Annotated in this window: 8 protein-coding genes; 3 read left to right on the forward strand and 5 right to left on the reverse strand. The window is 35.4% G+C overall.

All coding sequences use genetic code 11. From position 1 onward, the window contains the following. Positions 1–45: 45 nt before the first annotated feature. From ACP5P5_RS05475 to ACP5P5_RS05490, 4 genes are read right to left on the reverse strand one after another with little or no spacing between them, the layout of a single operon-like run. On the reverse strand, positions 46–951 hold the full coding sequence (locus ACP5P5_RS05475) for a class I SAM-dependent methyltransferase (protein WP_428285096.1): 906 nt from the start codon (positions 949–951) through the stop codon (positions 46–48). 14 nt (positions 952–965) lie between these two features. Continuing rightward, on the reverse strand, positions 966–1547 hold the full coding sequence (locus ACP5P5_RS05480) for a hypothetical protein (protein ID WP_428285097.1): 582 nt from the start codon (positions 1545–1547) through the stop codon (positions 966–968). Between the two features lie 9 nt (positions 1548–1556). After that, positions 1557–3347: a hypothetical protein gene (locus ACP5P5_RS05485; RefSeq protein WP_428285098.1), complete on the reverse strand. Its 1791-nt coding sequence runs from the start codon at positions 3345–3347 to the stop codon at positions 1557–1559. Positions 3348–3370: 23 nt separating this feature from the next. Beyond that, positions 3371–6403 (reverse strand): tetratricopeptide repeat protein, encoded by a 3033-nt coding sequence (locus tag ACP5P5_RS05490; RefSeq protein ID WP_428285099.1) that lies wholly within the window; start codon positions 6401–6403, stop codon positions 3371–3373. 161 nt (positions 6404–6564) lie between these two features. Between ACP5P5_RS05490 and ACP5P5_RS05495 the strand changes: the two genes are divergently transcribed. The 3 genes from ACP5P5_RS05495 to ACP5P5_RS05505 all read left to right on the forward strand — a co-directional run bounded on the left by ACP5P5_RS05495 (position 6565) and on the right by ACP5P5_RS05505 (position 9944). Next, complete coding sequence (locus ACP5P5_RS05495) at positions 6565–6975, forward strand: acyl-CoA thioesterase (RefSeq protein WP_428285100.1); 411 nt, start codon at positions 6565–6567, stop codon at positions 6973–6975. Between the two features lie 105 nt (positions 6976–7080). Next, positions 7081–8343, forward strand: a complete 1263-nt coding sequence (locus ACP5P5_RS05500; protein ID WP_428285101.1) for a CinA family nicotinamide mononucleotide deamidase-related protein — start codon at positions 7081–7083, stop codon at positions 8341–8343. Between the two features lie 164 nt (positions 8344–8507). Beyond that, complete coding sequence (locus tag ACP5P5_RS05505) at positions 8508–9944, forward strand: dihydrolipoamide acetyltransferase family protein (protein WP_428285102.1); 1437 nt, start codon at positions 8508–8510, stop codon at positions 9942–9944. Between the two features lie 76 nt (positions 9945–10020). On the opposite strand, the gene ACP5P5_RS05510 is transcribed toward ACP5P5_RS05505, so the two are convergent. Continuing rightward, complete coding sequence (locus ACP5P5_RS05510; RefSeq protein WP_428285103.1) at positions 10021–12969, reverse strand: alpha/beta hydrolase family protein; 2949 nt, start codon at positions 12967–12969, stop codon at positions 10021–10023. Positions 12970–13093 lie beyond the last annotated feature (124 nt).

The following is a 13093-nucleotide window of genomic DNA, read 5'->3' on the forward strand; positions in this document are numbered from 1 at the left end:
ACCGATAAATAAACTGTAAACTACAACAAAGAAGGCTATTGATACTTAACGGCTTTTCTGCAATACATAAATAACAGAACTACATTTTTTAACAGATTGTACTGTATGCAGGGTTGAGAGCAATCCCACCCAAAATGCCTTTAACAAATTGCTTTTGCCCTGTTTATATTTTTCACTGAGCATTGCTACATAAAAACTATCGAAGGGCATTGCTTTATACTGCTGTATGGTAAATTGATGATGCTGCGCTAACCACAACATACTTTTAGGCGAAAAATGATATAAATGGCGAGGAACATCATAAGCTGCCCAATATTGCTGATAATATTGTGCATCGTAAGAGGTATAGTTGGGTACAGCAATAATCAGCTTTCCACCCGGTTTTAAAGCTTTGTAAAAATTTTGCATATACCCATGCAAGTCATGCACATGTTCTAACACATGCCACATGGTAATAACCTGGTAAGAAGCAGGTTGCAATTGCTGCAATTGTTCTAAATTATGTAAATCAATTTGATATTTGTTCTTTGCAATATTTCTTGCGCCTTCATCCACTTCAACACCGGTAACCTGCCATCCGGCCAAATGCATAGTATTAGCAAATGCTCCGGTACCGGCACCCACATCTAATAATGTTTTAGTTTCTCCCTTGGTTTTTTTTTCAATAAATTTTCTCTTCTGTTGCAAGGTTATGCTGCGAACATAATGATACAAAGCATTGATGAGCCCCTTTTGTGTATCGGAATGAGAAATATAATTTTCTGATTGATAGTAAGGCCCTATATGCTGTGCATCGGGAATTTTTTGTGTAAACCGCGCAGTACATTCAGCGCATTCCCAAACTTCAAATGTTTGTTGTGAAACTGTATAATCTATAGCTGATAAGGAAAGCGAAATATTGCTACTATGGCAAACAGGGCAATTTGAGTATTGTATAAATGATTGATTCATGCTTTTTTAAAAAGTTACATTAACGCAATAACCAGTGCTGCAATGCCAATAATGGTTAATATAATGGCGTAAATCCACCATCTATCTCTTTGTATCATTTCATCGGAAACTTCTTCAGCATTTGAATTAGTTTCAACAGTAGGAATATTGGCTAAAATAGATTGTCGGGAATGTATGCCTTCCTCCATTTTTGCAGAAACAATTTTAATTTGTTCAAAAGATAATGTTTGCTGCAATGCCATATTGTTTTGCAAAGGCCTGAATAAAACTTCACCATCAGGATTAAGTAAAAGTGTACCAATTCCGGGCAACAATACCCCACCCTGCTGCAATTGTGTTTTTAATTCGTAAGTGTAATCTGTAAAAAGTTGAATAGCAGCAACTTCTGTAATATTGAGTTGTGCTGCAATTGATTTATAAAACTGATGGTCGGCTTCAACAGTTTCAGTTGAAAAACTAATTTGAGTAGCCGGAGCGGAAACTGATTTTTGAGCCCAATTTACGCTTGGCTTATCCTTAATTAATTGAAACAAACCTAAGCCTGGTATTCCCAAACGTTCATTTACCAATAAATAGGGCAACAACAACTCTTTCATGTGTGTGCATTAATGAAACGAATATACGATTCCTCCCAGAACATTAAAACCTAAAACCTGGTATTGGTTCCAACGTTGATACTTATTATTGAAAATATTATTGAATTGAAGCCAAATATTCAAGCTTTTACTAATTGAAAATTCAGCACCGGCATTCATGTCAATGGCAGCAGGCAATTTACGGGAAGCCAAAGAAACCGGATCGCGGTATTGAGATCCATCCCATAAAAATAAATCAGATTTTATAGAAAAATCTTTCGTTAATTTATAACGAAGGGTACCGGTAACATCCAATGGCAATAATCCCCACGGTTTATCATAAACCTGTTGTTTGGTATATTGTGTGTAATCCATTCCGGCAATAAATGAAAATTTTTCCTGATTGGTATAAGTAATTTCACCATGTAATTTTAAAGCTTGTAATCCTGTTTCATTCAAAATAACAAACGACTGCGATTTGCCTGCAGCAGTATCATTCACAAATAAGGGCTGATTGCTGATTTGCAAAAATGAAATTTTACCTAACCAAGTAAAATGCTTCCCGGCATTGCCTTTTATTCCTGCATATTGTTCAGTAAATTTTGTGTTGAACAATGCTGTTGGTTGTGCAATAAATGGATTGATGGCCGCTAAACTTTGGTAAGAATTTTTTTGGTAATATCCTTGCCAACCGGCTAAAACAATCAATTGGGTTTCGGCTATATTGGCCTGCACATGTACATCGGGTAAAAGTGAAAATTGCTGATTATCCCATGAAGGTTGCACCCCTGCTTTAATTTGAATATTAGGAACTTTAAAAAGTAAAGCCGGCGCTACATAAAATAAGTTATTATTAATGGTATTGGTTGGGGTTTGTAAATGCGTTATGTCGGCTAAACCCGTTACCTGAAAAGTTAATAATTTTCCTAGGGTTTTACTAATCGGTGCTTTAATAACCGCATTTAATTCACTACCCTGCCGATTATCAAAAAAGGAAGAAATCCCTACTTCGGGATGGTACGCAATGCCATAATCGTTAGGTTGGGTGGTTTGCAGGCCAAAGTTTGCACCTATGGTATTAAATTGCTGCTGCAATTGTTCTTTGGTAAAATTGTTATTGCCGGTAAACCCGTACAAATATTGGTTGCTGTTATTATAATAAATTTTACCCGTAAACTGTTGTTGATGCGGTAATGCGAAAACGCCATTCGCATCAATGCCCCCCAACGAAAAGTTTTGGAAGGGTAAATTTCCTTTTGAAGCAGTATATTTTCCATGCAACATAATGGCCGATTTTTGTCCATCGCCCAATGCTACACCGGCCTCAGCATAAGGTGTTGCATAATTACCGTAACCAACTTTTATGTATTTATTCTTTTCCCAATGCAAAGAGGTATCCTGTACTAATGCCAATGGTTTTATAGAAACCGGGCGATAAGAAAAAGTTAGATTTTGCGAAGGGATACTATAAATTAAAGGTATAATGGAAACATCGGTAGGTGCAGTGGCTGCAGTAAAATTAATTTTAGCAGCACTACGTAAAGAAGGCTTGAATACAGAGGTAACTACTACTACTTTAGGACTTACCGTATCACGTAAATCGTTTACAGAAATGCTTTTGGGCGCCACAACAGTTGCAGTTGTTTTTGCTTGAACTGAAGTAGATTTATGGGTAGTTGTTTCTTTTTTATGAACAGTAGTATGTTGCTTTGATTTATGCTTTTTTTGCTGTGGATGATGTTTTTCAGCTCTTACATTGGGCAAAAAAGCACAAAGTGCAAAAGAAACTAAAAATATATGAAGTTGATATTGCTTTAGCATGCTTAAACTAATTAAATATATTGTTAATTGGTTTTTGGTTGTTTATTCTTAGCGGCTTGTACCATAGCCAGTTTATCGGCTGCTTCTTTTTTCAATGCTTCAATAGTAGCATTTTCTGCAACACTTTTATAGGTTGCTTCCGCATTAAACAAATCGTTCTCTTTAAAATAAATATCACCCAACAATAAATAGCTATCCGTTACCCAATATTCATATGAGCCGTATTTTTTTATTACTTCAAAAGCTGCTTTTTCAGCAGCAGGAAGTTGATTTTGCAAATACAAAATTTGAGCAATACGGTATTGCGCTTCGGCGCTGTATTCAGATTTACCTAACTTAATTACCTGCTGATACGCATTTGCAGCATTGGTTAAAGCACTGTCTGATTGAAAATTTTTAGCCACAATCATATTAGCCATCATTCGATCATCTTCAGCTGCACCTTTTTCATTTAGAATATCTTGTGCATTCGCCACTGCATCTTTCCATTGTTGTAATTTGTACTGACAACGCAATAAACCACGCATGGCTTCTAATTTATTTTCTTGCTGTGTGGAAATTTGTTTTAATTGTTCATAGTAAGTTTCGGCAGTAGTGTAATCTTTTTTATCAAAGTAAGCAATTCTGGCACATTGCAATACACTTCTTTCTGCGTAAATATTAGGTGCTTTAGCCGCAACAGCAGCATAATAAGTAAAGGCATTCTGAGGATCTTTATTCATTAAATAAATTTCCGCCATAAAATAGTTAGCCTCAATATTATATTTACCATCAGGAAACTTCGCCAAATAATTTGCATAACCTTTTTGAGCAGCATTAAAATTAGCCGCATCATATGCCAGTTGCGCAGAACGGAATGTTAAAGAATCTTCTTCACTATACGATACCGGCTTGCCGTTTTCCTTCATAAAGGCTACGAAAGCATCGGGCTGATGATTTTCTAAAAATATATTCCTAATGTACTCTATGGCTTCATCACTTTCCGGTGAATTGGGATAGTGAGACACCAACTGAGTAAAGTTTTGCAGCGATTGGTTGCTTTGGTTTAGGTTGAATGTACACACACCCAACTTCAAGTAAACTTTCGGCCATAAAGCAGCGGCATCATTATTTTTTAAAATATTTTGTAAATAAGGAATTGCAGCATTAAAATTTTCAGCAGCCATATATGTGTTGGCAATTTCAAGATTAGCTTCGTTAGAAAACTCAGAGTTAGGGTACTGTTTAATAAGTGATTGCAGTAATTTAATTTTTTCGGAATTTTTATTATAAGCACCTGCTATAATGGCTTTTTGGTATAAGGCATAATCGGCACCCTTGGCATTCATATCAATTACTTTATCATAAATGGTTAATGCCGATTTGTAATTTCTATTCATGAAATAACAATCACCCGAACGTATATAAGCATCTAACTGAACCGGGGTTGGATTGTAAGAAATGGTTCTGGCAACTTGTTGAAAATTGCTGAGGGCTTCGCTATACATTTCTTTTTTTAATAAAGCATATCCTAAATTGTAGTGTGCATTGATTGGATTCACTTCACCTAAAACAACAGGATTTTTTAAATAAGCCTGATTATATTGTATGGCTGCATCAATGTTTCCGTTTCTATAGGCAATTTCAGCTAACCAGAAATACGCATATGGCAATTGCGATTCGTTATAGGGCACTTGTAATAAACGAAGCAATAAAGCATTGGCCTCATTTACACGCTGGTCGTTCAGCAATTCTACAGCTCGGCCATATAAAATTCGAGGATATACTTTCTTAACGTTTTCGCTTTGTGACGGTAAGCTTTCAAACAACATTAATGCACCCTTATAATTGCTTGTATTGGTCAATACACTTACTTGAATTTCTTTGGCTTCTTGAATGTAAGGAGATGAGGGATAATTGTTAATGAAATTTTCCAACTCACGTTGAGCAATATCAAAGTATCCTAATTCGTAACTTAATTTTGCATAGTTAAAAATGGATACTTGTTTTTGAGTTGGGTTAGCATTATTGGTTGCACAAAACAAAAAAGCATTTCTTGCGTTGGCTTTTTGGCCTGTTTTTAAGTAAGCATCCGCTAACAAATACATACTATTTTGGGCTAATGAATCTTGTTTCCCGCCCAACTCTTTAAATCCTGTAATACTTTGCTGATAATTTCCGGTAGCATAATAACAATAGGCTAATTCATACACATCTTCACGGTTAGGGGTTGGCGTAGCATTAATGTATGCTTCTAAATACGATTTAGCACGGGTATAATCTTTTTTATCGAAATACAACTGACCAATTAACTGTTTTAATGGTAATTCATAATACTGATTGCCTGCTAACAAAGCAGCTTCAGCATACAATAGGGCTTTATCGTAATTTCCTTGGAAATAGTAAATCTCAGCAATATAGAAAGGTACAATGTTTTTGTACATCTTGTCTTTTTCAATTATAGTAAATGCTTGCAATGCAGCTGTATAGTTTTTTTCATAAAAACAAATAAAGCCATAATAATAATTCGCATCAATATAATTAGGATCGGTTTTTATTTGTCGGATAACATCAAACAATGTTTTGGCATCATTAAATTTTTGTAAAGTAAAATAGGCATAAGCCATGTGAAATTTCAAATTGGAAATTTGGCTATTACTTAAATTATCAATACCGGCTTTTTGATAATAAGTAAGTGCATCCGTATAATTTTTTTGTTCAAATAAATATTCAGCCAAATAAAAACTCATCATTTGAACCAACGGAGTAGAGGTTTCAAGGCTAATGAATTCTACAGCTTGCGAAGCTGCAGCTGTATTTTTTAAATAAAGTTCGCAGGCAATGGTGTAATATTTAATTTCCTCACGTATGGTGGCATCATTAAGTGTAGCACCGTATTGCGGACTTTGCAAATTTTTAAAAACCGGATAGGCTAAACTGTATTCATTGTTTTGAAAATACTCCTTAGCCTGTTTAAAGAGTGCAGCAGGATCATTATTTATTTTTGTAGCCTGTGCATAACCGGTATAAATGACAGCACTAAACAATACATATAAAAAAAAATGTTTTATCTGCATATAATTGAAACGTATATTATGAACAAAGATTATGAACGGAATCTTAAATAAACGTAAAATTAGTCTAAAGTTAATACCCTCACTTTGTAACCAAATACCATTCCACATTTTGTGGATAAACAGTAAAGCTTAATACCTTTACCAACAAATTTTTAAAAAAAATGTATCAAAGTAGCACACAGATTAGAGTTAGATATGCAGAAACCGACCAAATGAATGTGGTTTATCATGGCAATTATGTACAATATTTTGAAGTAGGACGAACAGAAAGCATTCGCCAATTAGGCTTTACTTATAAGGATATAGAAGCCATGGGTATAATAATGCCTATTGTTGAAATACATACTAAATATTTGCGCCCGGCGCATTATGATGATTTATTAACCATAACCACTACTTTAAAAAATTTGCCAACGGATCATAAAATTGAGTTTCATCAGGAAATTTTTAATGAACAACACAAATTAATAACCCTAGGCAGGGTGGTTCTGTATTTTATTAATGCAAAAACAAAGGAAAAAACAAATATGCCCCAACATTTATACGAAAAATTCGCAGTTTACTTTAAATAACAGGTACTAAAGTATATTATATTGAATTATACAGAATCCCGTTTAAAAATATAATTGGGTTTTAAAATATTAACTACTTTACTTTTGCAGGCAATTTTTAGTGATATGAATACCATTTCTGCCTCTATTATTACGATAGGTGATGAACTACTGATAGGACAAGTTATTGATACCAATAGCGCCTGGATGGCTCAGGCATTGAATAAAATTGGCATTCCAGTACATAGAAGAATAGCTGTAGGAGATAAATGGGACGAAATTTGGCAAGCGCTTGACCAAGAGAGTGCTTTATCAACCCTTATCTTCATTACGGGCGGATTAGGCCCCACTTCAGATGATATAACTAAGCCCCTATTGTGTAAATATTTTGGTGGAAAATTAGTGTTGCATCAACCCACCTTACAACATGTTGAATATTTATTTGAACATGTTTTTAAGCGAGGTCTTCCATTGTCTGAAAGAAATATAAAACAAGCAGAAGTACCCGATAATTGTACTATTATAAAAAACGAATTGGGTACTGCACCGGGAATGTTGTTTGAAAAAAATGGGTGTTTATTTTTTTCATTACCGGGTGTTCCGCATGAAATGCAGGGATTAATGCAAAATGAAATTATTCCCTTACTACAACAACGCTTTACCTTAGGTAGTATTGAACATAGAACTTTGCTAACTGCCGGTATTGGCGAATCAATGTTAGCAGAAAGATTGGTAGAATTTGAGAAATCATTACCAAAGAATTTGTCGTTAGCCTACTTACCCAACTATGGGATGGTTCGTTTACGGTTAACCTTAAATGGCGAAAATGCAACGGAAGTAAATACAACCATTAACACCTATTTTGAAAACTTGAAAGCATTGGTGGCCGATGTAATGATTACCGACAAGGACGAACCGCTTGAAGCAGTGGTAGGCAAAATTTTATTGAAACAAAAGAGAACCATTGGCACTGCTGAAAGTTGTACAGGCGGTTACATATCGCATTTAATTACTTCCATTCCCGGCTCTTCCTCGTACTATGAAGGAAGTATCATTAGTTATTCTTATGATATAAAAGAAAAAGTGTTACATGTAAAAAAGCAAACACTTGAAAAATATGGAGCAGTGAGTGAAGAAGTAGTGCGAGAAATGGTACACAATGCACAACAAATGTTACATACCGATTATGCTATTGCAGTTAGCGGTATTATGGGACCCGGCGGTGCTACGCCCGATAAACCCGTAGGTACTGTTTGGATGGCTGTATCGGGAAATCATAAAATTATTACTAAAAAAATGCATTTCCGTTTCAATAGACAACGCAATATTCAATTAACTGCAGCTAATGCGCTATTGCTTCTTATTCAACTAATGAATGACAAAAATTAACATTTACATTAAATTATTGCTTATTAGCAAAAATCGTGTGCAGGTACCATGCTAAAACACTATTTTTGACCCTGAATTTTACTGTTGAATAGGCTATTAAACGATTGCTGCCAACATTACTAAAGTAATACTTCAACAGTATATTATCACCAAAATTGTATTTTATGGCTTTAGCAGATTTAGTGATGCCCAAAATGGGTGAAAGTATTATGGAAGCTACTATTTTGCGCTGGCACAAAAAAGTGGGCGATGTTGTAAAACAAGATGAAACCGTGCTTGATATTGCAACTGATAAAGTAGATAGCGAAGTACCCAGTACTGTTGCGGGAACCATTAAAGAAATTTTATATAATGTAAATGATGTGGTTCCGGTGGGTGCCGTATTAGCGAAAATTGAAGTGGCTGATACTGCAGGAAATTCATCTTCTGCGCCAACACCAATTCCCGCTGCTGCCAAACCCGAAACCGGAAGCATGCAGGTTAATGCCAACGGACAATTTAAAACTCTGGAACCTGCAATACATGATGAACCTGTTGCTGTTCCGTTTGCACCTAATGCAGCACAGATTACTAACAATACTTCAGGCAACAACCGCTTTTACTCACCTTTAGTTTTAAATATTGCCAATAGTGAAGGTATTAGCATGGCCGAACTGGAAAATATACCCGGTACGGGTGCAGAAGGCAGGGTATCTAAAAAAGATATTTTACAATATTTATCCGATAAAAAAGCAGGAAAAGTAAAACCTGCTGTTGCACCTGCGCCTCAACCCGATAGTCCTGTTGTTAATGTAACCCATATTATTGAAGAAGAAGTAAAAGCAGCTCCGGAAACACCGGCACCCATTACCATTCCTCAACAAAATGTGGAAATTATTGAAATGGACCGTATGCGTAAACTAATTGCCAAACACATGGTAGATAGTAAGCATACTAGTCCGCATGTAACCAGTTTTACTGAAGCCGATGTTACCAATATGGTACTATGGCGCAACAAAGTAAAAGACAACTTCGAAAAAGTTGAAGGCACTAAAATTACATTTACACCCATGTTTATTGAGTGTATTGTAAAAGTTTTAAAGCGCTTCCCTATTGTAAACAGTTCTGTTGATGGCGATAAAATCATCATCAAGAAAAATTTAAATATAGGCATGGCCACTGCCTTACCTAACGGTAACCTAATTGTGCCGGTTATTAAAAATGCAGAAAATTTAAGCCTAGTGGGCTTAACCAAGGCTGTGAATAGCCTAGCTGACAATGCCAGAAATAATAAATTAAAGCCGGATGATACCCAAGGTGGTACCTTTACTTTAACCAATGTGGGAACTTTTGGCAGTTTAATGGGAACGCCCATTATTAACCAACCACAAGTTGCAATTTTAGCAGTAGGTGCTATCAAAAAACGTCCTGTTGTTATTGAAACAGATAAAGGCGATTATATTGGCATTAGACACATGATGTATTTATCCATGAGCTATGATCATAGAATTATTGATGGTAGCATTGGCGCCAGCTTTTTATACGAAGTTGCCAAAGAAATTGAAGCATGGGATGTGAACCGTGAACTAAAATTGGTAGTTCAGGAACATTACATTGATTAATGAAAATAGTTAAACACAGAAAAGCGGCTTGGATACATAATCCTAAGCCGCTTTTTTATTGAATAATTCTTCTTAATTAGTTAACTGTTTCCAAGCCCCAATCTCTTCCTTTTAAAATGGCAGGAACACCCTCAGTTATCCATTTTGCAGGTTTTGCACCCTTTAAAAGCCAGTCGAAAAATTGTTGCTCTCTAATTTGAATATCTTTTTTGTTTCTACGTTCAACTAAATTGTGGGCTTCACCATTATACACCAATAGCCAAACCGGTTTATGTAAACGGCGCATAGCAGTATAAAATTCAATGCCCTGATACCATGGCACAGCACCGTCTGCATCATTACTCATAATTACGAGTGGTGTTTTTACATTTTTTAAATGAAACAAAGGGGAATTCTCAATATATAAATCGGGTCTTTGCCAAATATCGGCACCAATGCGGCTTTGTGTTTTTTCATATTGAAACTGCCTATTCACACCACTTTCCCATCTTATACCTCCATAAGCACTAAACATATTTACCACCGGTGCTCCTGCCCATGCAGCTTTATACAAATTGGTTCTGGTAATTACATATGCAGTTTGGTAACCGCCCCAACTTTGTCCCTGAATGCCTAATTTGGTGCTATCTACAAATCCTAATTTTACCACAGCTCTTGTTCCACTTACAATATAATCATATGCACTTTGCCCTGGATGCCCTTTAGAATACCAAATGTCCGGAACAAAAACAACGTATCCCCTACTAACATAAAATGAAATATTTAAACGTGATGGCGTTGGTGTAGGTGGAATGTAGTTGTAAATTGTTTGATTGTTTCTTTCATAGAAGTAAACAATCATCGGATATTTTTGAGTAGGCACAAAATTTTCAGGTTTATACAAAATACCTTCAGCCATTTTTCCATTGTAGGCACGCCAGGTAAATAAGGTAGCTGTTCCCCAATTGTATTGCTGCTGTTGTGGATTAATATCAGTTAATTGTTGTGGTTGATTAATGGCGGTTGCCGGTTTATTCAAAACAAATACATTTGGGCTATTTTGATAGTCTTCCATTGTAAATACTAATTCTGTTGCATTTTTATCAAGCTCCGTTCCACTGATAAATTTCGGAACATTTAAAAGTATTTCGTTTTTACGCAGCCAGGGCTGTTGTTGATTATTAACAGGCTTTGATAAGGCAATTCCACTAAACTTGTTTTGTTCATTAAACAAATGCAACCATACATCAGTATTTGCAGGGATAAAGTTTTCATCTTTCATATTAATATAACGGTATTGCATTTTAGTAGTTCGGCCATTGGTAATTTTATGTGATGCTAATTTTGCCGACGGATCTACCTGCCAAATATCAAATCGGTCATATATCCATACATAACTATCATTTCTGGTAAATCCTGCTATGCCATAATTTGAAGGATCATCGGGAACATCATTAGTCTCATCATATAAAGGCATAGTAACATCATTGGCAATGGCATACAATTTATTGATATCGGCATTGTAACAATAATACTTTCTCAACACTTCATTATACAATACCAGGTATTTTCCCGTACTGGAAGCATACATGCGTACTTTTATATTAGCAGCTATTTTTTGCTTGTCGCCATTTTCGGGGTTTATTGCATACACATCTTTAAACGTATATCCTTGCCACTGCTTTTGAACCCTTTTGCCGGTATCAGTATAGGTATAAAAATACTTGCCATCGCCTTTATTGGTTTCTACTACATTTTCAAATACATTATTAGCCAATTGCACCATTGTATGTGTAGTAAAATCATAACGAGCTAAATAATTCTTTTTCAAATTCCTTTCTAAATTTTTTAATTGAGCCGGCATTATATCATCATCGTTATAATGCCAAATATCTAAACCGGCCTGTTCAAAGGCTGGTACAGTAGTATCTTTTGGAGGTAAAACAGGTGCTGTTCCAAAAAATAATCTTTTGCCTGATTCACTAAAATGTGTATTACTAAAGGCACTTACACTCCAATTAACGGGCATGCCTTTAGTATTGCGGTTTACAATTAATGTAGCACTATCTGCGCCTGCTGTATAGTAATACAAACCATAAAACTTCTGCAATGCTTTACTGCTGCTGTCTTTTTCTGCAACAAATGATAATTGTTTTCCGGATTCATCAAAAGTTAGAGCACTTACCTCATGCAGGCCATTTGCTACAGTAATGGGTTTGTTTTGGCTCAGTTGATAATACTTTACAGAAAAATTTTCAGGCCCTATCCATTCACTCAATAACACTGCAGTACCCCACTTAGCCACAATAGCCTGTTGCACTTTATGTATAATTTCGGGTTCGGTATTGGGTAAACGATAAATATATAAATCAGTTTTAACTGATGATTCTGTTGCTTTTGAAAGCGTATCGTTGCTTTTTTTAACAGAAGCATTAAAGTTGGCGAAACCCTTTTCTTGCAATAACTGTAATTGCTTTTTTAAACTGTCTTCTAAATGTTGTGTACCGGAAAGTTGCTTTTTAAGTTGCTGAACTAAACTTGCAGAATCATTTTTTGCAGGTGTGTGAGCAATCATATTCTCTTTCAAGCAAATCAATATGTTATTCCCTTTTTCGGGCAATAAAAAGCTTTGAACCGCGGCAACTTTTGTAATAGAGCCGGTTTGTATATTAATGATAGCCATACTGTCTTTCGGCATATTTTCCGGCTTCAGCTTTTTAATTTTTGACTCACGAATTTGTTGATACAAAGGTTTTATTTTACATACAACAAATGCTGCATCATTTGTTATTTTGGCTTGATAACCCCTGGGAACACTATCAACGGTATCCCACTGCTGTTTTTGGCTATTATATTTTCTAATCCACAAACAGCCATCCCCCTCTTGTGGTACAATGGTGTATGTAATTACCTGACCATTGTTACTTATTTGCTTTTCACCAATACTTTGCCAACTATCATAAACGGAATGGTCTAATACTTTTTTTTGTGCCAACAGGGATGATGCTGCAACTAAAGCAGCAATTAAAAATAAAAATTTTCTCATATGCATTTATTGAAGACCTACTAAGATAAATAAATGCAGGAAATGCCATAAAAAACTATTGATAAACGGATGTAAAGAAATTTTATCTTCCCCAATAAAGACAAATTGCTTTAGTAACTTACTT

It is taken from the genome of Hydrotalea sp. (assembly GCF_049968455.1).
Lineage (GTDB): Bacteria > Bacteroidota > Bacteroidia > Chitinophagales > Chitinophagaceae > Hydrotalea.

Coding starts and splice junctions, on each gene's coding strand:
- ACP5P5_RS05475 (WP_428285096.1), bottom strand. CDS start 951: ATGAATCAATCATTTATACAATACTCAAATTGCCCTGTTTGCCATAGT.
- ACP5P5_RS05480 (WP_428285097.1), bottom strand. CDS start 1,547: ATGAAAGAGTTGTTGTTGCCCTATTTATTGGTAAATGAACGTTTGGGA.
- ACP5P5_RS05485 (WP_428285098.1), bottom strand. CDS start 3,347: ATGCTAAAGCAATATCAACTTCATATATTTTTAGTTTCTTTTGCACTT.
- ACP5P5_RS05490 (WP_428285099.1), bottom strand. CDS start 6,403: ATGCAGATAAAACATTTTTTTTTATATGTATTGTTTAGTGCTGTCATT.
- ACP5P5_RS05495 (WP_428285100.1), top strand. CDS start 6,565: ATGTATCAAAGTAGCACACAGATTAGAGTTAGATATGCAGAAACCGAC.
- ACP5P5_RS05500 (WP_428285101.1), top strand. CDS start 7,081: ATGAATACCATTTCTGCCTCTATTATTACGATAGGTGATGAACTACTG.
- ACP5P5_RS05505 (WP_428285102.1), top strand. CDS start 8,508: ATGGCTTTAGCAGATTTAGTGATGCCCAAAATGGGTGAAAGTATTATG.
- ACP5P5_RS05510 (WP_428285103.1), bottom strand. CDS start 12,969: ATGAGAAAATTTTTATTTTTAATTGCTGCTTTAGTTGCAGCATCATCC.